Raw genomic sequence first — 22,848 nt, 5'->3', positions numbered from 1 at the left:
GTGTGTCGCGCCTATCCACGGGTGATCACCTGTCCTTCGGGTTGTACCGGGCACAGCGCCCGCACGGAACAATGCTCGCAGTGCTTCCCCGTGCGGGCGAGGAGCTCGGGCCCCGCCATCTGCTCGGGTAGGGGCCGCACGAGCTCGGCAAACTGCTCGAGCTCCTCCGGCGACTTCGGCGCCTGCTCGCGGGTGGTGAGCTTGACCGAGTCCACCGCCGGGTAGACCAGCACCGCTCCCCCCACGCGATCCAGGGCGGCGCCGCCTGGGGCGGTAACGACCCGCCCTCCCTCGAGGGTTCCGTGGGCAAGCGCAAGCTGGTAGGCCGTGAGCTGCGCGTTGTCAGCGGCCTCCGGCTTCGAGAGGGCTCTTTTCGACGTCTTGAGGTCCACGATGTGGAGAGCCCCGCTGGCCTCTCGCTCGAGGCGGTCGGCGCGACCGACGATGCGCACCCCGCCGGCAACGTCGACGTCGATCGACGCCTCGACGGCGACCTGCTCGAACGTCGCGCGGGAGGCCTGGAGCCACCCGAGCGTCTTGTCAATCGTGTGCTCGAATTCTTCGATGTCGCGCTCTCGCTTCCACGCCGGGGAGGCGTCGGCGCTGCGGCGGGCATCGAGCACCTCCGCGCGAGCAAGGGCCTCGTCGACCCCCCTGCCTAGGGCCTCGAGGTAGGCATGCGCCATCGCACCGTAGACCGCCCGCATGGACCCGTCGAGCCCGACCATGCGCTCGAGCACCGAGTTCATCGGGCAAGCCAGCAGGCCCTCGATGCGCGAGGGCGAGAGCTTCTTCGGCACCGGCAGGGCTTTCTCCGAGGCCACCGTGGTCGTCGCCCACCACTGCCCAGGATCGGCGCCGGGCACCCCGGCTTCGGCGAGGCGGGCGAGTTGACGCGCCGCCTGCGCCCGGCCCGCCTCGCCGAGGGCGTCCGAGCGGGCGGCACGGCGCAGCTCGGCGATGAGGTCGTCGTGGGCAAGAACGCGGAGGGTCAGCGCCTCCCCGCCGCCCACTCCGAGCGGTTCTTTCGCGTGTTCAGCGCGCGCGAAACGAAGCTCGACGTCGTGTGCGGCGCACCATTCCTCGACGAAGCGCGAGGGTGAGACGACCTCGTCGCCGTCTGGGTCGTCGACCGCGGTGACCAGGAGGGATTCGGTCGCCCTCGTGGTGGCCACCGTGAAGAGCCTGCGCTCCTCGGCGGCCCGCTCAGCCTTCCGGCTCACCGGCACGGAGGGGTCGACCCCGTTGTCGAGCAGGTCCACGAGCTCCTCTTGCCCGAAGATCGTCCCTGTGACCGCCAGCGAGGGCCATTCCAGCTCCTGGACCCCGGCCACGACAACGCGGGCGAACTCCCGGCCGGCGGCGCCGTGGGCGGTGAGGAGGTAGACGGCGTCGGGGGTGGCGGTGCGGCGGTCGCGCACACCGGTGGGAAGCTCCTGGTCGGCGATGTAGGAGATGAATCCCTTGATCCCGGAATCCCCGCGGCGCTCCGTGAAGTCGCCTGCGGCGTCAAACAGCGCCATCACGGCGTCGAGGTCGCGGTCGGCCTGCGAGCCGGTCGCCCCGCCGCGCAGCGCCGCCGCGAGGAGCCGCGAGGACAGGCCCGTGGCGTTCCACACCGCCCACAAGATCTCCTCGACGCTGCCGGAGCCGAGCTCGGCCCGCCCGGCGTCGAGGACGGCGCGCACGTGGAGGAGGATGTCGAGCTCGCGCTCGGTGAGCATCGCGCCGAAATCGGGCAGCGGGTTCGGCGAGGCGACAAGGTCGCGCAGGGTGTCCTCGGCGCGCCGCGCGGGCGCGTATCTGCGCAGGCCGCGCAAGAGGCGGCGGTAGGTCACAGGGTCGGTCCCGCCGACAGGGCCGAGGAGGAGCTCGCGCCAGGCAGCCGGGTCGAGGTCCTCGGTGAGCGCCCGCAGGCCAAGGACTAGTGCGGCGACGATGCGCTGCTCGCCCAGCACCACGTCGGTGGGATCGAGCATGACCGGCACCCCGGCCTGCAGCAACGCGCGGCGCATCGGCTCGATCGCGGCGCTGGAGCGAACGATGACCGCCATGTCTCGGTAGGCCTCACCCGCCTCGAGGTGGGCCCTGCGCAGCTCGTCGGCGACGACGCAGTGTTGGGCCGCGGCGCTCGGGCACACCACCGCGCGGCGCTGCGGTCCCCGCCGAGAGGGCCCGAGGTTGATCGTCTCGTGCGCGATCCCCCCGAGGTCGCGGAAGAAGTTCGGGGAGGCGCCGCGGAAGTGGAACACGCTTTGCCCGAGGTCGCCGCCGACGACGGCGAGCCTGGCGCGCGCAGCGAGCCGGGCGACCAGCTCGGCCGGTGCGGGGGCGAGATGCTGGGCATCATCAACCACAACGGTGTGCCAGTGCCCCTCCACCTCTGCCCTGAGCACCTGGGTGACCAGCTCGGACGCACTCAGTGTCCGAGCCGGGTTGAGCGCCATGACCTGGAGGTATTCTTCGAGGAAGTCCCCGGAGGCGGCCCAGATCGGCCGGCCGTGGCGCTGACCGAGCGCACGAAGGTCTGCGGGGGTTGCCCCGCGCTCGACGGCGCGCAGGAGGAAATCCCGCAGTTGGCGGGCGAACCCGAGCAGAGGGAGCGCGGGGCGCAGCTCTACCGGCCACGTGCCGCGGCCGTCCTCGACGTGGCCGGCGAGGAGCTGGCGGATCACGGCGTCTTGCTCCGCGCCGGAGATGAGCCTGATGTCTTCCCCGGATTGCTGGCGCAGCAGCGCGAAGGCGAGCGAGTGGACGGAGCGCACCATGGGCTCGTCGATGACGAAGCCGGAGGCGGCGAGGCGGTCGGAGAGCTCGACGCGCATCCGCGCGCCGGATTCCTTCGAGGCGGCCACGACGAGGATGCCGCGGGGGTCGGCGCCGGAGGCCACCGCGTTGACCACGGTGTCGATGAGGAAGCTGCTCACCCCCGAGCCCGCCTGCCCGGTCACCTTCCATGTGCCCTCGGTGGGCAGCGGGTGGTCCCACCGGCGGTCATTGAGACGGCGCTCGCGCGGGACGAGGTATGCCCGCGGCGTCGGCGGGAGCGGAGATGCGATCGACATGGCCACGATTGTGCCAGCCTAGTGCGACATCAGCAGGTCTCGCACCCGAGAGAAAATAGAACTCACGTTCGATACTCCCGGCTCAAGCGCCACCGTGGCCTCGCGGTAGCGCAGCGCGCAGGCCGCCAGCTCGCGCAGGTGAGGAACGTGCGCCCAGCGGGCGATGACGCGCTCGTCGACGGAGCTGGTCAACAAGGCATCGACAAGCACGAGCGCGGCGGTATACCCGCGCGGCCGAAGCTCGGCCGAGGGCACGATATCCGTCAGCGTCGGCGGCAGCGAGCCGGAGAAGATGCAGCAGGAAAAGAAGTCGAGGTGGGCTAGACCGACGGGGCCGTCGAACTGCTCATTTTCGAAGGCGGCGCGGTCAGCCTTCGCCCACCGATCTTCGCGACGCCCCGCCGGGGGCTCGACGCCGGCAACGGCGTCGTCGAATGCCAGCGCGGCGGCAATGGATTCGTCGGCACGCGCGGCGAGCTCGCCCTCGACGAAGTCGTTGGCCCTAAACCCGCCCACGACCACGCGCCCGTCGGTGGCGCGCACGGGGCGGGCGACGCTCAGCGCCGGAGAGGAAAACCTCTCGCGCACCTTCGCCGACCACGCGGATGTCGCCGTGGCCGGGGCGATAACGACGCGGGCGTAGCGCACGCCGTTGTCCCAGGCCGGCCCCGCGGCGACCGGGTTGATGCCGTCGACTTGGAACGCCGAGAGGACGTGCCGCGGGATGTCCACGCCGCTCACCTCACAACACCGCCGGGCGGGGGTAGGGCCACGGGTTGGCGCGGCACGTCTCCGGCGTATCGGGGTAGACCTCCTCGGGGTCGAGCCCGTGGAGCTCTGCGTTATTGAGGCTCAAGGTCTGCTGCATCATGATCGGGGCGAGCTCGCCGTCGGCCGGGCACGCGACGTGGGCGGCAAAGCCCAGCGCGTGGCCAACCTCGTGGTTGATGAGGTACTGGCGGTAGCGCCCCAGGTCGCCTTCGAAGGGAGCGGCGCCGCGCACCCAGCGCGCCTCGTTGAGCACGACGGTGCTCTCCCCCGTGGCCATGGACCGGCAGCTGGTCTCCAACCCGAGGTCTCCCCCACAGTTTTCCCTGGTGGTAGCCGCCGAGGTGAGCCGGATGCGCAGGTCTGGGTTCTCGCTGCCCGTGACGTGCTCGAAGCCGAAGCGCGGGTCGTTGGTCCAGCCCCGGGGGTCGGCCAGGGTGGCATCGACGAGCGCGGATAGGGCGTCATCGCCGCCGAACTGCACCGCGTCGATGCCCTCTTCGACCTCGACGACGTAGCGCAGCGTGAGCTCCTCGCCCTTGCCCGCCTTCGCACCCGGGGCCCCGACCTCGCGGTAGGTCCGCGTGCCGGCCTCGGTATACGGCCCGCCGGGCGGGAGGTCGTTGAGCCCGACGCTCCCTTCTGGCAGCTGCGCGGGATCGCGCACCGGCTCGCCGTCGTGGCCCGCGGCCTCGTGCGGCGCGCCCTCCTGCCCCGCCGGGGCCGCCAGGGCCGCGTCATCGGGGTTGGCCACCACGTTGGCCGCGACGAGGAGGGTGATCACCGAAAGGACCGGGATGGCGTAGGCGCGCCAGCCGTACTCGCGGACAAACCGCTGGAGAAACGGCTCTCGCGCCTCCACATCCTCGCCCAGCGTAGGGCCGAGCCCCTGCCGATGGGTCATAGCGTCTCGCCCCAGGCCCAGCTAGCGCGCGAACCCGACGGAGCGGGCGGTGGAGGTGCCCACCTCGACGTAGGCGATGCGCTCGGTGCGCACGAGGTAGATCCTGCCCTTGTCATCTGCCAGTGTCACCGTCGGTGCACCCTCCGCGATCGCCGCCTTGACCTGCTCGAGCACCGAGTCTTGGGACTCTGCGCTGGCCACGGTGAGCTCGCGGGCGGTGTCGGTGAGGCCGATCCTGATATCCATAGTCGAAAACTTCACTGTCCTTAAATCGTGTCTTGTCGAAGGTCGCGTGCAGGTACGTAGGGGCCCATTGTATCGCGCGGCTTCCATCGCGCGTCCCCTCGCGCACCACGCGTGACGACGCCCCTTCTGAGCTGCGACCGGACAATACCCGACGTTGGGGTTGGCGCAAACATGTTTAAGATAAGCGTGTGCCTTCGCCCGCAGACCACACCGCGCCGACCTTCGCCGAGCTCGGCGTCGCCGCCGAGATCGTCGACGCGCTGGGCGAGCTCGGTATCACGCACGCGTTTTCCATTCAGGAGCTCGCGCTGCCGATCGCGCTGGCCGGCAAAGACCTCATCGGGCAGGCCCGCACCGGGATGGGCAAGACCTACGGGTTCGGCGTAGCCGTGATCGACCGCGTCTTCGACGACGCCGACATCGCCGAGCTCGACGGCACCCCGCGCGCGCTGGTGATCGTGCCCACCCGCGAGCTCGCCGTGCAGGTGGGAGACGATCTGGTGCACGCCGCCGCGCACACGCCGGTGCGGGTGACCACGATCTACGGCGGGCGGGCGTACGAGCCGCAGATCGAGCAGCTTCGCTCCGGCGCGGACGTCGTCGTGGGCACACCCGGGCGGCTGATCGACCTCTATGAGCGCGGCGAGCTCGCGCTCCATCGGGTGGCCATCCTCGTGTTGGACGAGGCCGACGAGATGCTCGACCTCGGGTTTTTGCCGGACATCCAGAAGCTCTGGTCGGCCCTGCCGCGCCCGCTGCAGTCCATGCTGTTTTCCGCCACGATGCCCGGGCCGATCCTCACCCTCGCCCGCTCGTTGATGAACAGGCCCGTCCACATCCGCGCCGAGGCCGCGGATTCGCCCCGCATTCACGCCACGACGAGGCAGGTCGTCTTTCGCTCCCACCGGATGGATAAACCCGAGGTCACGGCGAAGATTCTGCAGGCAAAGGGGCGGGGCCGCACGATCATCTTTACCCGCACGAAGCGCACCGCCGCCGAGCTTGCTGCGGACCTGGCGCAGCGCGGCTTCACCGTCGCCGCGGTGCACGGCGACCTTGGCCAGGCGGCGCGTGAGAGGTCCTTAGAGGCGTTTCGCAGCGCGGCGGTGGAGATCCTCGTGGCCACCGACGTGGCGGCGCGCGGGATCGACATCGACGATGTCACCCACGTGATCAACTTCCAGACCCCGGATGACCCCATGACCTACGTCCACCGGATCGGGCGGACGGGCCGCGCGGGTAACTCGGGCACCGCGGTGACCCTCGTCGGGTATGACGAGGCCGCGAAGTGGGAGGCGATCGATTCCGAGCTCGGCCTGGGCATGCCCGAGCCCCCGGCGTGGTTTTCCACCTCGCCCGAGCTCTTCGAGGCGCTTGCCATCCCGGCGTCCGCCGGCGAGCGCGTCGGCCCGCCGACGGAGTTGCTCGGGGATGCCGAGCCGCGCCGCAGGCCGGATCGGAGGCGCCGATGAGCCCCGCGCTGCGCCGCACCCGCGGCGATGTCCTGGCCAGCGCCGCGATTGCGGCCACCGCGCTCGCGCTCGTCGGCGGCGCCTACGCCACGGCCCCGATCCGCTCCTCCGAGCTCACCCCGGCGCCGGAGCGCCTGGAATCGGTCGCCCCGCTGAGCTCCGCCCCGCAGCAGCTCGCGGAGAGCTTCCGGCTTGTCGACGACTCCCCCGGCGCCGCCCCGCTTATCGCTCAGGGCCTCATCATCAGCTACTCCGCCGCTGAGAAGACGCTGAGCGCTACCACCCCCACGGGCGCCACCGCGTGGACGTACCGGCGCGAGGTGGAGCTGTGCTCGTTGGGGCAGGCGTGGGGCAAGGTCGTGGCCACCTACCGCGACCGGGCCGGCTGCGGCGACGTCGTCGCCATCGATGCGCTCTCGGGCCAATACGCCGGCACCCGCGCGGCGGTTGCGCCGGACGAAGTGCGCGGCATCTCGTCGAACGACCGCGTCGGCACTGTGAGCGCGAGCCGGGTGGAGCTGTGGCGCTCCGACCTCGTGCGCACCGTCGAATACGGGCGAGTCGAAGCCCCGCAGGAGGCAGATTTCCAGCCCCACCAGTGCGAAATATCCTCGGCGCTCACCCGCAAGGAGCTCCTCGCGGTGACCGAGACCTGCGCCGACGGGACCTGGCTGAGGCTTTTAGACGCCACCCCGGAAGACTCCCGTAAACCCGAGATCCACTCGAGCACCCGCGTAGCAGCGGGCTCTTTTCTCCTCGCCGTCTCTCCCGAGGCCGCGGCGATCTACGACCCGGCCGCGGGCGAGGTGCGCTCCTTCGGCACCGACGGCGCGCAAAAATCCGCCAGCCCGACACCCCCGCTCGACCCCGCGGTCTCCACCGCGGATCTACCGCACCACATGACGGCCGCAAGCGGCGGGGCGCTCCTGCTCTTCCGCCCGGGCGATCTCAGCCTTTCCGGTTCGCTCGACGGCGCTTTGGGGACGGGGTGTGCGGCCGGCGACCGGGTGCTCGTGCCCATCGACGGAGGCCTTGCGGTGACGCGGGCGGATACGCCCGAGCCCCAGGTGGAGCGGGTCATCGCCGTCGATCGCGGCGGGGACGAGGCCAGGCGCGTGGGCGTTGCCGCGGCGGGCGAGGTGGTCGTCGAAAAGCGAGGCAACGCCCTCGTCGCGCTGAGCGCGCTCTAGCGCTGCCGTCGCAGCTCGTAGCGCGCTTCCCAGTACTGCACCGCCGCGGGGTGGAACACGCCTACGAGCGCGGCGAGCGCTGAGGCCGCCGTGGCCGCTCCGAGCGCGGGCGCACCGCCGCTGAACATGTAGACCGCCACGCCCAGCAAGATCGCCTCGATGAGGACGATCGCCCCGCGCCCCGAGGGCCGGCCCGCCACCGTGCGCACGGCGTGGAAGGCGACAAAACCGAACACGACGAGGAGGAATACGGCCGTGCCCACGCCGACGTAGTTCGCCGCGCCCGAATCGGACTGCAGGCTCGAGGCGGCCCCGCCCGCGCGAGCGCGGAGGTTGGTGGCGATGAGCGAGATCGCATAGACGAACATCGCTGCGCATTGCAGGGCTACGACCGCCCCGCCGAAGCGCACGATCGCGGGGACGGGCACGGAGGCCGCGGGCATCGGCCGGTCGGGGTGGGGCGGTTGCGTTGACATCACAACCCAAAAGTCTATCCACCGGGCCTTGACGGGGACGAGAGGCGTGCCTAGGGGGGGGCCGGTCGGTGTTGCCCTGATTTGACCGCGGGGTTCGCATCGTGCTCGGCGACACGCGCATATCTGCGCTGGTAGTCGGCGTGTATCCAGTCCGCGATTTGGTTGGTGGCGACCAATTCGGCGCCTCCAGCCCGAATAATATTTTATGATCTCCATCACATTTTACCCTTTATCTCTAGCGAAGCCGTGATGAACGTGCCATTATTCTCGGGTAGCAAAAACGACGGGCTGGTTACCTAGCCCTTAACCCCACACCACCACGGGGTTAACAGTAGGGAAAGCGATGACGGCCCCCGGAACCACCGGGGCCCACCGCCCGCCCTGCACGTGCTGATCACGTCGACTGCGCCCCTCATCTCAAGGGGCTGTCTCGTGACGCGCACGCACCCGCACGACCCGATTGACCGCCCGACATTGACAGACCCTTACGAAGGAGACACGACCATGGATTGGCGCCACGAAGCTGTTTGCCGCGACGAAGACCCCGAGCTTTTCTTCCCCGTCGGCAACTCCGGCCCCGCACTTGCCCAAATCGCGCAGGCGAAGCTCGTCTGCAACCGCTGCCCCGTGACCTCCCAGTGCCTCAAGTGGGCCCTGGAGACCGGCCAGGACGCCGGCGTGTGGGGCGGCCTCTCCGAGGAGGAGCGCCGCGCGCTCAAGCGCCGCAACAAGCAGCGCGCCCGCGGCCGCGCCCGCCTCACCGCCTAACCTCGCGCGTGCGCCGGAGAGAGCGCACACCCGATGTGTGGCCAGCGCGCACTCGGCGATAGAGTGATAGGCCAGATATCCCCCTACTCCGCACTGACATGAAGGAGGCTCCCATGAGCAAGCGTGGCCGGAAGCGCAAGGATCGCCGCAAGAAGAGCGCGAACCGCGGCAAGCGCCCTAACGCATAAGAACCGAAAAACGCCCCGCCCCCCACCGCAACGCGAGTGGGGGGCGGGGCGATTTTCCCTGCCCTGCGCCTAGCGCCCGGGCCGGCTCACCCGCACCTGAGTCACCTGGGACACCTGAGTCACCTGAGTCACCTGGGACACAGTGAGGGTGGTGATCTGCGCCAGGATGCGCCGCTTGAGCCCTTCGGGCGCCCGGGCGGCACCGCAGCAGTCCCGCACCAAAACCCGAGCGGCCTGTTCGTCCTCCAAGCGGCGGAAGCAGCCCGGGCAGCGTGCGATGATCTCACGGATCTGCGCGGCGCGCTCGGCGGTGGTCTCCGCATCAAGCAGCTCGCAGAGCATGAGGTGCGCATCGCCGCACTCGGGACAGTCGCAGCCCTGTGCACCATAAGCTGTGCGGTCGTGGTTGCCGGCGCTCATCAGTTCTCTACCTCCAGGCCGATTCCGTGCTCGTTCGCCACGTCTTTCAACATCGCGCGGAGCTGTTTTCTTCCCCGATGCAGGCGCGACATCACCGTGCCGAGCGGAATGCCGAGCGCCTCAGCGATTTCCTTGTAGGCCATCTCCTCAACATCGGCCATGTAGACCACCATGCGGTAGTCCTCGTTGAGCTCGTCGAACGCCTCGGAGATCCGGCCGTTCGGCATGTTTTTCAGCGCCGCCACCTCGGCCGATTCCAGGCCTGTCGAGTCGTGCGAGCTCGTGGTATAGAGCTGGTGGTCGGTCACGTCATCGGTCGAAGTCTCCAGCGGCTGCCGCTTCTTCTTGCGGTAGGTGTTGATGTAGCTGTTGGTCATGATCCGGTAGAGCCACGCCTTCAGGTTGGTGCCCGGGGTGTAACTGCCGAACGCCTTGTACGCCTTGAGGAAGGTCTCCTGCACGAGGTCCTCGGCGTCCTGCGGGTTGCGGGTCATGCGCAGCGCGCCGCCGTAGAGCTGGTCCACGAGCGGCATTGCCTCCGCGGCGAAGCGCTCCTTGAGGTCGGCAGTATCTCCCGTGTCTCCCGTGTCGCCAGCGTCTCTAGTGTCGAGGTCAGTCTCGGCCATGCGCGCCATTCTACGCACGGCCCCGCCGCCCGCAGCTGACCTGGTAGGCCCTGATCTGCTCCGATAGACGCTGATAGTCTCGAAGACCATGCAAAGGATCATCCAGACCGTCTGGTGCAGCGACGACGACGCCGCCGAGCGGGTGTCCCCCCGCCTGCTCTTTGCCGGGCCCGCTTTCAGGCGGGTGGGGGAGGCCAGGGCGCTCTACACGGAGACCTTCCCCGCCTCCCGGGTGCACCTGCAGCCCGCAGAGTGCGCGGTCGCCTACTCCGAGGTCGACGCCTGGTGGGATGCGCTGGCGAGCATCCCCGGGCCCTGCGGGTGGATGAGGGATCCCGTCGGCCTGAGCTGGCAGATCGTGCCGGAGAACTACAGGTCCTTGCTCGGCACTCCGGGTGCCTTCGAGCGCGCCTCCCGCATGGGCACGATCGTCATCGAGGAGGTCTAGGGCGATGGCCGCACGGACACGCGCGCTCGCGGCCCTTGCCGCGGTGCCCCACGAGGTTGTGGAATACACCCCCGGTAGCGACGATTTCGGCCTCCACGCCGCCGCTGAGCTCGGCCTCGATCCCGCCGAGGTGGTCAAGACGCTGGTGGTCGCTGGACCGCAGCGCGCCTTAGCGCTGTGCTGCGTGTCCTCTTCTTCCCGCCTCGCCCTCAAGCAGGCGGCCAAGGCGCTTGGCTGGAAGCGCGCGGAGCTGGCGGATCCGGCCGTCGCGCAACGCGCCACGGGCTACATCGTTGGCGGCATCTCCCCGCTGGGCACGCTCACGAAGCTGCCCACGCTTATCGACGCCCCCCTCGCCCACCGTGACATCATCACCGTCTCCGCCGGCAACCGCGGCCTCTCCGCGAGACTCGCCCCCGGCGACCTCGCCTCCCTCACCGAGGCTCAGTTCGCCCCCATAAGCTCGGCGTGGTCGTTGCGCACGTTGCCCACCTCGGGCGCCGCGTGCCGCGCGCGCAGCTCGCCGGCCACGCGCGAGGGGCCAAGCAGCTCGCCGGCCTGCTCCGGGGTGCCGTGCACCCACTGCTCGACCTCCTCGGGCAGGAGGAACAGCGGCAGCCGGTGGTGCAGCCACTCCATCGGCTCGGCGGCCGCGGTGGTCACCATCGTCGCGGAGAGCTGATCGCCCCCGGTCTCCCACAGCGCCGCCGCGTAGAGCATCCCGCGCTCCGGGGCAACGAAGTAGGGGACCTTGTCCTTCCACTCGTAGTACCCGTCGAGCACCATGAGCCCCCGCCGCGCCGCGAAGGCCTGGCGAAACGACGGCTTTTCCGCCACCGTCTCGGCGCGGGCGTTAAACAGCGGGGCGCCTCGCTCGTCCTTCTTCCAGCGCGGGATCAGGCCCCAGCGTGCGGCGTTGAGCGAGGCCTGGGCCCCTTTCAGGCGCACGAGGGGGACCTGCTGGGTGGGGGCGACGTTGTAGCGCGGTGGGGGCGTGCCGTCGGGTGCGGCAACGGAGTCGACGCCGGGGATCGCCGCGATGGCGTCGATAAGCTCGTTGCCCGTTGTAAAGAGAACGAAACGTCCACACATACCCCCCATTATGGCTGGCTTATGATGGTGGGCATGACACAGCTGTGGCCCGCGCCTTATTCCGCGACCCCGATCACCCATACCCAGGTCATCCCGGGGTCGAAGTCGCTGACCAATCGGGCCTATATCCTCGCCGCGCTGGGCGAGGGAACCTCGACCATCTCCGGCGCGCTGCGCTCGCGCGATACCGACCTCATGCGCCAGGCGCTCGGCGCGATGGGCGTCGGCTTCGCCGAGTCGGGCGGCGTCGTCGAGGTCACCCCGGGCCAGCTGGGCGGCGCCGAGGTCGATTGCGGGCTCGCCGGCACCGTCATGCGCTTCGTGCCCGCCGTGGCGGCCCTCGCCACGGGCGAGGTGCGTTTCGACGGCGACGCGCGCGCCCGCCAGCGCCCGATTGCCGCGATCCTCACGGCGCTGCGCCAGCTCGGCGTTGAGATCACCGGCGACGAGCTACCCTTTATCGTCCACGGCCGCGGCGCTGTGCGCGGGGGCGACGTCGAGATCGATGCCTCCGGTTCCTCTCAGTTCGTCTCCGGCCTCCTGCTCGCCGCCGCTCGCTTCGACCGCGGGGGGAGCATCACCCACACCGGGGCGACGCTCCCCTCGCTTCCCCACATCGAGATGACCTTAGCGATGCTCGCCGAGGCCGGGGTGGTGGTCGAATCCTCCGGGCATAGGTGGCACGTCGCCCCGCAGCGCATCCGCGCCCGCCACTGGGAGATCGAGCCCGACCTGTCGAATGCGACCCCGTTCCTCGCCGCGGCCGCGGTGACCGGCGGGGTGGTGAGCGTCCCGGGCTGGCCCGCCGTGACCACACAGCCCGGCGACGCGATTCGCGGCATCGTGGAGCGCATGGGCTGCGAGATCGACATCGACGCCGAGCACATCTTGACTGTGCGCGGCCCCTCGCGCGGCACGCTGCGAGGCATCCGCCTCGACATGAGCGATATCGGCGAGCTCACCCCCACCGTGGCTGCCCTCGCGGCCTGCGCCAGCTCGCCGAGCGAGATCACGGGCATCGCCCACCTGCGGGGGCACGAAACCGACCGGCTTGCCGCCTTAACGGAGGAGATCAACCGGCTCGGGGGCAGGTGCGAGGAGAGCGCGGACGGCCTGCGGATCAGCCCGGCGCGCCTGCACGGCGGCACGTGGCGCTCGTATGAGGACCACCGCATGGCCACGGCCGGGGCGATCATCGGGCTTGTCACTAAGGGCGTGAGCGTCGAAGACATCGGCACCACCGCGAAGACCCTGCCCGGCTTCGCGGGCATGTGGGAGGACATGGTGGGCGAGGCCGCAGCGGTGGAGGCCTAGCGCGTGGCGCGGCGGTTTAGCGACTTCGACGAGTCCGACGTGCGGGTGCGGCCCGGCAAGGGATCTCGCCCGCGCTCGAAGGACCGCCCCTCCCACGACGACGCCGTCGACGGCATGGTGGTGACCAAAGACCGGGGGCGGTGGGGAGTCGTCATCGAGGACACCGGGGCGGTGGTGCAATGCATGCGCGCCCGCGAGCTCAAGCGGGTCTCCGTCGAGGTCGGCGACCGCGTCGGGGTCGTCGGCGATACGAGCGGGCGCAAAGACACCCTCGCCCGCATCGTCAAGCGCGCCGAGCGCAGCTCCGTGCTGCGGCGCACGGCCGATGACACCGACCCCTACGAGCGCATCATCGTCGCCAACGCCGAGCTCCTCCTCATCGTCACCGCCGTGGCCGACCCGCCGCCGCGCATAGGCTTTGTCGAGCGCGCCCTCATCGCCGCCTTCGTCGGCGGCGTGACCCCCGTGGTGTGCCTGACCAAATCCGACCTGGCCGACCCGGGGGTCTTTCGCTCCGAGCTCACCGACCTCGACGTCGATGTCCTCGAAGTCGGCATCGACGACGAGATCGACGAGCTCACCGCGATGCTCACTGGACGGCTCACCGCGCTCATCGGGCACTCGGGCGTGGGCAAGTCCACGCTGGTCAACAGGATCGTCCCCGGCGCCAACCGGCTCACCGGCGAAGTCTCCGGGGTGGGCAAGGGCCGCCACACCTCGACCCAGTCGGTCGCCCTCGAGGTGCCCGGCGGGGGCTGGATCATCGACACCCCCGGTATCCGCTCCTTCGGCCTCGCCCACGTCTCGCCCGACCAGGTCGTCGCGGTCTTCCCCGAGCTCGCCGCCGCTGCCGAGGATTGCCCGCGCGGGTGCAGCCACCTCGGCCCGCCGGCCGATCCGGAGTGCGCCTGGGACGCCTTGGACGCGGATACTCCCGTGGGCAGGCGGGCCCGGGCCGTGCGCAGGCTGCTCGAGGCGCTGCGCAGCAACAACGAGTGGGAGCTTAAAGGAGCTCGATAAGAAAGGGCAGCTCGCTCGGGTGGTAGAAGGCCATGTAGTTGTCCTGCGCGTCGCCGACGGCGAGTTCGGCGTCTTCGTCGCCAAGATCGGCGGCGTCGATGTGAGCAATCGCCCTGCGCGTCGCCTCCTCGGCCTCAGCGACGTCGACGTGGACCGCGGCGACGTCGCCACGCGAAATCGGCCCCGCGAGCCTGACCACGCTCTCGCCCATCTCCGGCTCGCCGGCCGCGCCCTCGACGTCGGCGGAGACGACGACGCGGCGGTGCGGGAACCTCTCTTCGTCACCAATCGCGAGCAGGCGTATCGACGCCATCGCGGCGTCGTCGAACGCGATCGCCTCAATCTCCTCGATGTCGCCGGAGGTATAGAACTCGGTGAGCTCCGGCGTCGCCGCGAACGCCCACCCGCCGCGGGCGTGGAGCACCCCGGTCTCCTGCAGCTGAGCGAGCATGGCGAACGTCGCCGGGATGTAGACGCGCACTAGAACTCGCCCTCGATGCCAAAGAGGGACTGGACCTCCACCGCGGTGCGCTCGAAGGCCGTGTGCAAGATGCCGATCATGCCGTTTTCCACCGCCGCGCGGACGTTCATGATGTCATCATCGGTCATCACACAGTCCACCAACGGCGCCTCCACGGCGTCGGCGGCGGCCTGGAACGCCACGCGATCCGGCTTTTCCGCCCCGACCTCGCTCGAGAGGATCACCGCGTCGACCACCCCGCTAAACTCCCACTCCCGGATGGCCTCGGCGGCCGGGTCGTCGCCGTTTGCGTTGGACAAAATGGCGGTTTTGATTCCGACTTCTTTCACCGCAGAGATCAACTGGCGCCAGCGGCGCTTATCCTCGGCGTCGGTATCGAGCACCCCTGCGTAGTCAATAATCAGTGCCTGCATCCTGCTTCCAACCCCTTGTCTGTCTGTGCACAAAAGCCGTGCATACTAAAGTGTGCGCGCGAGGCCCCCTCCGGCCGCGCGAATCGTGACACAATCCTACCTGCTGCGTGGAACACACAACCTGCCAAGGAGGAACGGCCGCCGTGCGCACCACCTACTACCCCGTGCCAGGGCACCAGTACATGCGCATCATCACCCCGCGCACCGCGCCGCCTGCCCGCCGCGCCCCCACCTCGGAGGCCGCCGCCGTCTCTCCCCTCGTGCGCGGCGCGCTCGACGCCGCCTTCGGGGTGCGCGAAGCGGCCACGCTCACCTCCAAGCTCTACGCCCTCGGGGTGCGCAACCACATCAACGCCAGGCGCAGGCTTGCCGCCGCAGCCACGGCCCACGGTCCCGTGCGCATCGTGAGCTGCCACGCCCGCGAGGGCGGGGAGTTCTTCGGCACCGTCGACGCCGGCGGCCGACGCTTCGGCTACGCCGCCCGCGTGCGCGATGGAGCGCTCGTCTCCTTCAAGGTGCTCTGAGGGGAGGGGCGGGCTAGGCCTGCGCGACGGGCTGCTCGCCCGATTGCTGCTCGAACTGCCTGCGCATCATGAACAGCTGGCGCACGGTTTCCTCCTGGACGGCCTCCTCCATCGCCTGGAACATCTCCCCGCCCTCTTTTTGGTACTCCACCAGCGGGTCGCGCTGCGCCATGGCGCGCAGGCCGATGCCCTCTTTGAGGTAGTCCATCTCGTAGAGGTGTTCGCGCCACTTCGCGTCGATAATCGGCAAAATGACCATGCGCTCGACGTTGCGCATCTGCGCCTCCCCGCCGATCGCGGCGACCTGTCCCTCCAGCGCGTCGTACTGCGCCTGCGCGTCAGCCACGAGCGCCTCGCGCAGCTCCGTGGCAGTGAGCTCGCCCGGGCGGCCGTAGTCTGAGCCGTCGACAAGCTCGCGCGCGGTAACGCTCGGGCCGTAGAGAGAATCGAGCGCACTCCAGAGCTCATCGAGGTCCCAATCCTCGACGTAGCCGGTTGCCGTCGCGCCGTCGACGTAGGCGCCGACGGTGTCTGTGATCATGCGGCGCACCTGTTCCTTCAGGTCGGCCGAGGCGAGGATCTCCTGGCGCTCTCGGTAGACCACCTTGCGCTGCTCGTTGAGCACCTCGTCGTACTTCAGCACGTTCTTGCGCATCTCGAAGTTCTGGTTCTCCACCTGGCTCTGCGCGCCCTTGATCGCGTTGGAGACCATCTTCGCCTCGATCGGCACATCGTCCGGCACGTTGAGGCGGTTCATCATATTCTCCATCGACTGGCCGACGAAGCGCACCATGAGGTCATCGCGCATGGAGAGGTAGAAGCGGGTCTCGCCCGGATCGCCCTGGCGGCCGGAGCGGCCGCGCAGCTGGTTATCGATGCGGCGGGACTCGTGGCGCTCGGTGCCGATGACGTAGAGCCCGCCGGCCTCGCGCACCTTATCGCCGAGCTCCTGGGAGCGCTCGCGGGCCGCGGGCAGAAGCGCTTCCCACTGCTCCTGGTAGCGTTCCGCATCCTCGAAGGGATCGAGCCCCTGCTCCTGCAGCTGCGCGTCGAGCAACACCTCGGGGTTGCCGCCGAGCACGATGTCGGTACCGCGGCCGGCCATGTTCGTCGAGACAGTCACCTTGCCCGGCAGGCCGGCCTCGGCGATGATGCGCCCCTCCTCCTCGTGGTGCTTGGCGTTGAGCACGTTGTGCTTCACGCCCTTGCGGGTGAGCAGCTGCGAGAGGTACTCGGAGCGCTCCACCGAGGTCGTGCCCACGAGCACCGGCTGGCCCTTCTCCACGTGCTCGGCGATATCATCTGCCACCGCAGCGAACTTCGCCTCCTGGGTTTTGTAGACCAAATCATCGCGGTCGACGCGCTGGTTTTCCTTGTTCGGCGGGATGGCCACGACGTCGAGGCCGTAGATCTGGTGGAGCTCGGCGGCCTCCGTCTCCGCGGTACCGGTCATGCCGGCGAGCTTGTCGTAGAGGCGGAAGTAATTCTGCAGGGTCACCGTCGCCAGGGTCTGGTTTTCGTTCTTGATCTCGACGTTTTCCTTCGCCTCGATCGCCTGGTGCATCCCCTCGTTGTAGCGGCGGCCCGAGAGCACGCGGCCGGTGAAGCTATCGACGATTAAGACCTCTCCCTTGCGCACGATGTAGTCCTTGTCGCGCTCGAAGAGCTCCTTGGCCTTGATCGCGTTGTTGAGGTAGGACACCAGCTGGGAGTGCTCCGGGGCATACAGGTTGTCGATGCCGAGCTGGTCCTCGACGAACTCCACGCCCTCCTCCGTCACGCCGATGGTGCGCTTGCGCTTATCCACCTCGTAGTGGATGCCCTCGCGCATCCTCGGTGCGAGCTGAGCAAAAACGGAGAAGAACTGGCTGGAACCATCGACCGGCCCGGAGATGATCAGGGGCGTGCGGGCTTCGTCGATAAGAATCGAGTCGACCTCGTCGACGATGGCGAAGGCGTGACCGCGCTGCACCATGTCCGCGGTCGAGCGGGTCATGTTGTCGCGCAGGTAGTCGAAGCCGAGCTCGTTGTTCGTCCCGTAGGTGATGTCGGCGGCGTAGGCCTTCTTCCGCTCGGGCGGGCGCATCTCGGAGAGGATCACGCCGACGTCAAGGCCAAGGAAGTGGTGGACGCGGCCCATCATCTCCGCGTCGCGCTTGGCCAGGTAGTCGTTCACGGTGACGATATGCACGCCCTTGCCCGCCAGGCCGTTGAGGTAGGCGGGCAGCACCGAGGTCAGCGTCTTGCCCTCGCCAGTCTTCATCTCTGCCACGGAGCCGAAGTGCAGCGCCGCGCCGCCCATGATCTGCACCTTGAAGTGCTTCTGCCCAAGCACGCGCCACGACGCCTCGCGCGCGGTGGCAAACGCATCGAGCAGAATCTCATCCATGCTCGCCCCGTCGGCGAGGAGAGTGCGAAACTCCGCGGTCTTCGCCTTCAGCTCCGCGTCGCTGAGCGCGGCGTAGTCGTCCTCGAGCGCGATGACCTGGTCGGCGATCTTGCTCAGGCGCTTGACAGTGCGACCTTCTCCGGCTCGGAGAAGCTTGGATAATCCAAACACGTAGGTGGGGTCCTTTACTGCGGTAAATGTTCTCGGCGGGCAATTGGCCGGTTAGTAGGCTTTACTAACCGGCCATTGTACGCACGCACGTTACTCGTTCGAGTCAACCAACGAGATCAAACCGTAATCGTAGGCGTGGCGGCGGTAGACAACCGAGGGGCGCATCGTCTCGGCATCGGTAAACAGGTAGAAGTCATGACCTACCAATTCCATCTCGGAGAGCGCATCATCCACGCTCATCGGCGTCGCCGGGTGCTCCTTGCGGCGCACGATCTGGCCGGGCACGATATCTTCGACACGACCCTCGTAGGGGTCGACGTCGTAGGCGCCCTCCTGCGCCTGCCGCGCCTGCCGGGCCTGTCGGGCCTCCGCCTCGAGCTCCGCGGCGATCTCGCCGGCGGACTTCGGCGCACGGTGGCCCGAGCGGGCGATCTCGCGGCGAACCTTCACCTTGTGCAGCGAGCGCTCGAGCTTGCCAATCGCCGATTCGAGCGCGGCGTAGAAGCTGTCCTCCTTCGCCTCGGCGCGGGCGAGGTGGCCCTTGCCGGTGGCGGTGATCTGGATGCGCTGGGCGTGCGCCTCCCGGCGCGGGTTCGGCTCGTGGGTGAGCTCGACGTGGAAGAAGTTCAGCGTCGGGTCGAGCTTTTCAATCTTCGCGAGCTTCGCGTTGACTCGCTCCTGGAAGTGCTCGGGGACCTCGACGTTTCGGCCGGTGATGGTGACCTGCGCCTCGGGTTGTTCTGCGCGGGTCTCTTCGGCGAATTCAGATGCGGTCATCTGCTTCCTCCCTTGGTGTCGTAGGAATGGGATCCGCTTTCAAGTATACAACTGGTCATAACCATATGGCGCACAATGCGCCGCCAATTCCGTGCGGGTTCCACGGCACAGCAAGCCCCCGGCTCCCCGCCTCACGCGGCGCACAGAGCGACGCACGCGCGCACGTGAGCAGCGCGCCCAAGCAGCGTGGCGACGCTCGCCCCAAGCGTCGCCCCTGTCGTGACCACATCGTCGACCACGACGAGGTCGCCGGGAGGGACCGCCCCGCGCCACGCCACCGCCCCCGCCAGGTTGGCGCGGCGCTCCGCGGCGCTCAGCTCCGCCTGGTCGCGGGCCGAATCCCGCAAGTAGAGCACCGGGTAGGTCGCCCGCCCGCTCGCCCGGCACATCGCCTCCACCGGGTCGCCCCCGCGCCTCCGCGCGGAGCGGGGGCGGGTCGGCGCCGGGACGAGCCCCGCCCCGGCCGGGATCTCCCCGCGCGCCTCGAGGTGGGCGAGCGCGGCGCCGAGGACCGCGCCGCAGTGGGCGCGCACGGCGAGGTTGCCCCGCTCCTTCATCGCCAGCACCACCCCGCGGTGCGCCCCCGAATACGGGCCGAGCGCGAACACGGGCACAAACGCGTCGACGGAGGGCGCCATCCGGTACGGCACGCGCTCTAGCTCGCGCCGACACCGCGCGCAGAGCACGTCCCCGGCTGCCTGGCACCCCGCGCACCTGCGCGGGAGCACCAGCTCGAGCAATCCCCCCATCGTCTCCGCCTCCTCCCCCAATGTCTTCCTTGGCCGCGAGCCTAGTTGCGTGGGCCTAGCGCGCCACGATCGGTACCGAGCGCACGCCCTGGAGGCCGGGCACCTCACGCCAGTTCGTAGCCTCCGCGGCGCCGTCGGCGCTATCGGGCATCTGCAGCACCGCGTTGGCATCGGTCGCGTAGACCATCCCGGCCCCGGCCGCCACCGCGACCACCGGCGCGGTGATGTTACCGATCGGCTTGCCCGTGGTGCCCGATCCGTCCTGCTCCACGCGCACCACGGGTGAGCCCGGGTTGGAGGTACCCACGACAATCGAGCCGTCCGCCTGCCAATCCGCGGCGATGACGTTGCCCGCTAAGTCCGGGGCGTACTCCAGCACGTTGGTGATGCGGCGCTGGCCGCCCTGGTCCTGCTCGACGATGCCCGTATACAGCGTGCCCTCGACCACCATCACCGCGCGCACGCCGGTCGGCGAGAGCCGCAGCACCGAGATGCTGCCATCGACCCCGTCAGGCATGTCCACGGCCACATCGCTGGAGGCGAACTCCCCCGTGGCCGCGCGCGTGAAGCGCACCACGCGCTTGCCGTCGGCGACGACCCACACGCCCGCCTTGCCGCGTTCGTAGGCCGGGCGGGTGAAGTTCTTGGCGCGCGCGACCTCTGTGGAGCCCTTGTCAAACTCGCCAATCTTGAGCACCTGCTCGCCGTCCTTGCCCGTTACCACCGCGTAGTTGCCCCCGGCGCCGATGTCGGCCGAGGCGATCGATCCCTGCTCGGCGAGCTGGCCGTCGAGGGGTTCAGCCTTGCCGTCGTCCACCTTGAACAGGCTCTGGTTGGCCAACGTGTAGAGGTTGTCCTCCGCCGCGTGCGAGGCTTGCGGGTTGGCGTCGGCGAAGTCCTCCCGGCTGAAGGTCTCCACCCCCGGCACGAGCGGGTCACCGTCGGCGGTAATCGCGACGGGGCGGTTGATGCCGATGCTCGAGAGGGTCCAGACGAGCTGCGAGGCGAAGCGCACGCGCTGGTTCTCGCTCAGCTTGCTCAGCCCGGTAAAGGCGTATGCCCCGTCCTGGACGCCGGTGTAGGCGGCCTCCGGGGGGATCTCGAAGTCGACGACGTCACGCAGCCGCGTGGACGGGCCCGCAAGCAGCAGGGAGATGACGGCCGTTTCCAGCGAGTCGCGCCCGGCGTGGACCCAGCGGCGGTCGGGCACGATTTCGCGTGCCCCGCGGGCGTAGTAGAAGACGTTGTACGGCTGGTACCGGTTGCGCATCTCCGAGCGCTCGATCACCGTGCCGGGGGGCAGGGAGGAGATCCGCCACTGCCCGTCGACCCGCTCGAGCTCCATCGTCGCCTCGTAGCCCTGCCGGGTGGGCACGAACGCGCCGCCGGGTAGCAGCTCGCCGACGACGTTGCCCTGCACGTTAAAGCTCTGGGTCTCACCCCCTCCGGCGAGGGTGTTGATGCTTATGCGATCGACGACGATGGTCGAGGTCGACGGGTCCCACGCCTGCCGCGCCTGCTCGGTGAGGAAGCTGCGCGCCCCCTCGTAGTTCGCCGCCGGCACCGCCGAGGCGGCGAAGAAGTCCCGCAGCAACATGTCCGGATCGCTGTTCGGCTCCGGGCGGATGTCGGGGCTGGCCTGGGTGGGGGCGTCGAAGCGACGAATGACCTCCGGCTCCGAATCCGTCGGCAGCGCCGCGCACGACCCCATCACGAGCCCCGCCGCAACGGCCGCAGCGACAAGCACGATCCTGGCCCCTACCTGCCCCATCTGCTAGACCTCGCTTCCCTTGTGCGTCGGCGCCACCACGTCGACGGGGGCCGTGGAATACCCCACGCGGGGATCGCGGGGGACGACAAGACGAAACTGTGAGCCAACGTCGGGAGTCCCCGCCGCATCCAAGGTCCCCTTGTGCAGCAAGGCGTCCTCCCGGGCGATGGCCAAGCCGAGCCCGGTGCCGCCGGAGTGGCGCTTGCGGGACTTATCTGCCCGCCAGAAACGGTTGAACACGAGCTCCTCCTGCCCCGGCTTGAGTCCCACCCCGTGGTCGGTCACGGTCACGGCCACGGCCTCGTCGTTTTGCGAGAGCTCCACCACGACCGGGTTGCCCTCCGAGTGGTCGACCGCGTTGGCGAGGAGGTTGCGCACGATGCGCTCGATGCGGCGGGAATCGCCCTCGATCATCACCGGCTCCTCCGGCAGGTCGAGCTCGACTGGGACATCGAGCTGCTCGGCGAGGTACCTCGTCTGCTCCCAGGCGGAGAGGATCGGGGTGCGCGCGTCGAGCTGCGCCGGGGAGAGGTCTGCCACCCCGGCATCGTGCCGCGAGATCTCCAACAGGTCTCCGAGGAGGGCCTCGAAGCGGTCGAGCTCCCGGGTCATGAGCTGAGTGGCCCGCCTCGCGTGCGGCGCGAGACTGTCCTGGTCCGCCGCTATCATGTCCGCTGCCATGCGCACCGTGGTCAACGGCGTGCGCAGCTCGTGGGAGACGTCCGAAGTGAACTGCCGCTGCAGGTCCCCGTACTCCTCGAGCTGGTTGATCTGGCGGGAGATCTTGTCGGCCATGTTGTTAAACGACAGCGCAAGCACCGCCATTTCGTCCTCGCCGTCGACTGGCATGCGCTCGCGCAAGTGGCCGGCCGCAAACCGCTCCGCGGTGCGCGAAGCCGAGCGCACCGGGGCGACGATCTGCTGGGAGGCGAGCCAGGCGATGCCCACGAGTAGGACCACAACGACGAGGATCGCGGAGACGAGCATGCCGCGCATGAGCGCGAGGGTGGAGGCCTCCCCTTCCATGCTCATCACCAGGTAGACCTGCAGGCCCGGGATGTCCGAGTTGGTCGGGGTGCCCACGATCAGCGCCTTGTAGGTCGATCCGTCCGCCCTGTGCGCCTCGTGGAACTGGTAGGCGACGTTGCCCTCGGTGACGAAGCGGCGCAGCCGCTCCGGGATCTCGTATCCCTCCGGGGATGTGGTCAACGAGCCGTCGGCGTTTTCGAGCAGCAGGATCGGCTCGTAGACCGCGACGAGGTCTGAATCCTGCTGGGAGCGCTGTCCGAGCACAGCGCGCGCCGAGTTGAGGCGGGTTTGCGTGGAGCCGGCGGAGCCGGAGCCGTCGATTTGTTCCTCGGCGATCAGCCGGGCCCGCTCGATCTCCGTCGCCGCGAGGTCCGCCTTCGCCATGGTGACGCGCTGCGTGACCACGGAAGCGAGTGAGAACCCCAGCACGATCATGACCACCGTGGAGACGATGAGCACTGTGCCGACGAACCTCACCTGGAGCGAGGTCCGCCACGCCTCGGCGGCACGCTCCCTGGCGCGCCGAACTCGGTTGGTGTTCAGTGCC

General features: G+C 69.3%; 23 protein-coding genes and 1 pseudogene. 9 read left to right on the top strand and 15 right to left on the bottom strand.

Features of this window, described 5'->3' with window-relative positions; all coding sequences use genetic code 11:
- Positions 1-11 precede the first annotated feature (11 nt).
- From C3E79_RS02870 to C3E79_RS02855, 4 genes are read right to left on the bottom strand one after another with little or no spacing between them, the layout of a single operon-like run.
- Entirely contained in the window at positions 12-3,065 is a 3,054-nt protein-coding gene (locus C3E79_RS02870) for an ATP-dependent DNA helicase (protein WP_108403552.1), read from the bottom strand.
- A gap of 18 nt (positions 3,066-3,083) precedes the next feature.
- On the bottom strand, positions 3,084-3,797 hold the full coding sequence (locus tag C3E79_RS02865; protein WP_108403551.1) for a hypothetical protein: 714 nt from the start codon (positions 3,795-3,797) through the stop codon (positions 3,084-3,086).
- Between the two features lie 10 nt (positions 3,798-3,807).
- The gene (locus C3E79_RS02860) at positions 3,808-4,737 is read right to left on the bottom strand and encodes a DUF3152 domain-containing protein (RefSeq protein ID WP_108403550.1); all 930 of its coding nucleotides are present in this window, start codon (positions 4,735-4,737) and stop codon (positions 3,808-3,810) included.
- Between the two features lie 21 nt (positions 4,738-4,758).
- Positions 4,759-4,983, bottom strand: a complete 225-nt coding sequence (locus tag C3E79_RS02855) for a DUF3107 domain-containing protein (RefSeq protein WP_108403549.1) — start codon at positions 4,981-4,983, stop codon at positions 4,759-4,761.
- 188 nt (positions 4,984-5,171) lie between these two features.
- Between C3E79_RS02855 and C3E79_RS02850 the strand changes: the two genes are divergently transcribed.
- Together C3E79_RS02850 and C3E79_RS02845 are read left to right on the top strand one after the other, a co-directional pair.
- Positions 5,172-6,455, top strand: coding sequence for a DEAD/DEAH box helicase (locus C3E79_RS02850; protein WP_108403548.1), 1,284 nt, complete (start codon positions 5,172-5,174; stop codon positions 6,453-6,455).
- Positions 6,452-7,645 (top strand): Rv3212 family protein, encoded by a 1,194-nt coding sequence (locus C3E79_RS02845; protein WP_108403547.1) that lies wholly within the window; start codon positions 6,452-6,454, stop codon positions 7,643-7,645. Before C3E79_RS02850 ends, C3E79_RS02845 begins: the two co-directional genes overlap by 4 nt.
- Here C3E79_RS02845 and C3E79_RS02840 read toward each other — a convergent pair.
- On the bottom strand, positions 7,642-8,121 hold the full coding sequence (locus tag C3E79_RS02840) for a hypothetical protein (RefSeq protein ID WP_235840535.1): 480 nt from the start codon (positions 8,119-8,121) through the stop codon (positions 7,642-7,644). The two genes, C3E79_RS02845 and C3E79_RS02840, sit on opposite strands and share 4 nt — an antisense overlap.
- A 504-nt stretch (positions 8,122-8,625) precedes the next feature.
- Here C3E79_RS02840 and C3E79_RS02835 point away from each other — a divergent pair.
- Both C3E79_RS02835 and C3E79_RS11800 read left to right on the top strand, forming a co-directional pair.
- Positions 8,626-8,889 (top strand): WhiB family transcriptional regulator, encoded by a 264-nt coding sequence (locus C3E79_RS02835; protein ID WP_108403545.1) that lies wholly within the window; start codon positions 8,626-8,628, stop codon positions 8,887-8,889.
- A gap of 113 nt (positions 8,890-9,002) precedes the next feature.
- On the top strand, positions 9,003-9,077 hold the full coding sequence (locus tag C3E79_RS11800) for a 50S ribosomal protein bL37 (RefSeq protein ID WP_100227335.1): 75 nt from the start codon (positions 9,003-9,005) through the stop codon (positions 9,075-9,077).
- A gap of 69 nt (positions 9,078-9,146) precedes the next feature.
- Here the strand turns inward: C3E79_RS11800 and C3E79_RS02830 are convergent, their stop codons facing one another.
- Both C3E79_RS02830 and C3E79_RS02825 read right to left on the bottom strand, forming a co-directional pair.
- A complete protein-coding gene (locus C3E79_RS02830) occupies positions 9,147-9,497 on the bottom strand; it encodes a mycothiol system anti-sigma-R factor (RefSeq protein WP_235840536.1) in 351 nt (116 codons plus the stop codon).
- Complete coding sequence (locus tag C3E79_RS02825) at positions 9,497-10,123, bottom strand: sigma-70 family RNA polymerase sigma factor (protein WP_108403544.1); 627 nt, start codon at positions 10,121-10,123, stop codon at positions 9,497-9,499. Before C3E79_RS02825 ends, C3E79_RS02830 begins: the two co-directional genes overlap by 1 nt.
- Positions 10,124-10,211: 88 nt before the next feature.
- On the opposite strand from C3E79_RS02825, the gene C3E79_RS02820 reads away from it, so the two are divergent.
- Positions 10,212-10,571, top strand: coding sequence for a VOC family protein (locus tag C3E79_RS02820; RefSeq protein ID WP_108403543.1), 360 nt, complete (start codon positions 10,212-10,214; stop codon positions 10,569-10,571).
- Positions 10,572-10,575: 4 nt separating this feature from the next.
- A pseudogene (locus C3E79_RS11570) lies at positions 10,576-10,989 on the top strand (YbaK/EbsC family protein); the annotation flags it as partial.
- 26 nt (positions 10,990-11,015) lie between these two features.
- Here C3E79_RS11570 and C3E79_RS11565 read toward each other — a convergent pair.
- Positions 11,016-11,663 (bottom strand): SOS response-associated peptidase, encoded by a 648-nt coding sequence (locus C3E79_RS11565; protein WP_108403542.1) that lies wholly within the window; start codon positions 11,661-11,663, stop codon positions 11,016-11,018.
- A gap of 24 nt (positions 11,664-11,687) precedes the next feature.
- Here C3E79_RS11565 and aroA point away from each other — a divergent pair, with 24 nt between their 5' ends.
- Positions 11,688-12,977: a 3-phosphoshikimate 1-carboxyvinyltransferase gene (aroA, locus tag C3E79_RS02805; RefSeq protein WP_108405017.1), complete on the top strand. Its 1,290-nt coding sequence runs from the start codon at positions 11,688-11,690 to the stop codon at positions 12,975-12,977.
- A gap of 3 nt (positions 12,978-12,980) precedes the next feature.
- Positions 12,981-13,997, top strand: a complete 1,017-nt coding sequence (gene rsgA / locus C3E79_RS02800; protein ID WP_108403541.1) for a ribosome small subunit-dependent GTPase A — start codon at positions 12,981-12,983, stop codon at positions 13,995-13,997.
- Here the strand turns inward: rsgA and C3E79_RS02795 are convergent.
- Both C3E79_RS02795 and C3E79_RS02790 read right to left on the bottom strand, forming a co-directional pair.
- On the bottom strand, positions 13,981-14,478 hold the full coding sequence (locus tag C3E79_RS02795; protein ID WP_179948308.1) for a DUF6912 family protein: 498 nt from the start codon (positions 14,476-14,478) through the stop codon (positions 13,981-13,983). The genes rsgA and C3E79_RS02795 overlap by 17 nt on opposite strands.
- The gene (locus C3E79_RS02790) at positions 14,478-14,891 is read right to left on the bottom strand and encodes an HAD family hydrolase (protein ID WP_108403540.1); all 414 of its coding nucleotides are present in this window, start codon (positions 14,889-14,891) and stop codon (positions 14,478-14,480) included. The genes C3E79_RS02795 and C3E79_RS02790 overlap by 1 nt, the downstream gene beginning before the upstream one ends.
- Before the next feature lie 143 nt (positions 14,892-15,034).
- Between C3E79_RS02790 and C3E79_RS02785 the strand changes: the two genes are divergently transcribed.
- Complete coding sequence (locus C3E79_RS02785) at positions 15,035-15,415, top strand: hypothetical protein (protein ID WP_235840537.1); 381 nt, start codon at positions 15,035-15,037, stop codon at positions 15,413-15,415.
- Positions 15,416-15,428: 13 nt separating this feature from the next.
- Here C3E79_RS02785 and secA read toward each other — a convergent pair whose 3' ends face one another.
- From secA to mtrB, 5 genes are all read right to left on the bottom strand, one after another.
- Positions 15,429-17,975, bottom strand: coding sequence for a preprotein translocase subunit SecA (secA, locus tag C3E79_RS02780; RefSeq protein WP_108403539.1), 2,547 nt, complete (start codon positions 17,973-17,975; stop codon positions 15,429-15,431).
- Between the two features lie 90 nt (positions 17,976-18,065).
- A complete protein-coding gene (gene hpf / locus C3E79_RS02775; protein WP_108403538.1) occupies positions 18,066-18,752 on the bottom strand; it encodes a ribosome hibernation-promoting factor, HPF/YfiA family in 687 nt (228 codons plus the stop codon).
- A 131-nt stretch (positions 18,753-18,883) separates the two neighbouring features.
- On the bottom strand, positions 18,884-19,501 hold the full coding sequence (locus C3E79_RS02770) for a ComF family protein (protein ID WP_108405014.1): 618 nt from the start codon (positions 19,499-19,501) through the stop codon (positions 18,884-18,886).
- Between the two features lie 55 nt (positions 19,502-19,556).
- Positions 19,557-21,248 carry an LpqB family beta-propeller domain-containing protein gene (locus C3E79_RS02765; RefSeq protein WP_235840538.1) on the bottom strand — a complete coding sequence of 564 codons (1,692 nt, stop codon included), beginning with the start codon at positions 21,246-21,248 and terminating at the stop codon, positions 19,557-19,559.
- A gap of 27 nt (positions 21,249-21,275) precedes the next feature.
- Entirely contained in the window at positions 21,276-22,844 is a 1,569-nt protein-coding gene (gene mtrB / locus C3E79_RS02760) for an MtrAB system histidine kinase MtrB (RefSeq protein ID WP_179948332.1), read from the bottom strand.
- Between the last annotated feature and the right edge of the window lie 4 nt (positions 22,845-22,848).

It is taken from the genome of Corynebacterium liangguodongii, assembly GCF_003070865.1.
In the GTDB taxonomy this organism is placed as follows: Bacteria; Actinomycetota; Actinomycetes; order Mycobacteriales; family Mycobacteriaceae; genus Corynebacterium; species Corynebacterium liangguodongii.
The sequence above is the reverse complement of the archived record's forward strand: the minus strand, read 5'-3'. Positions and strand labels throughout refer to the sequence as shown.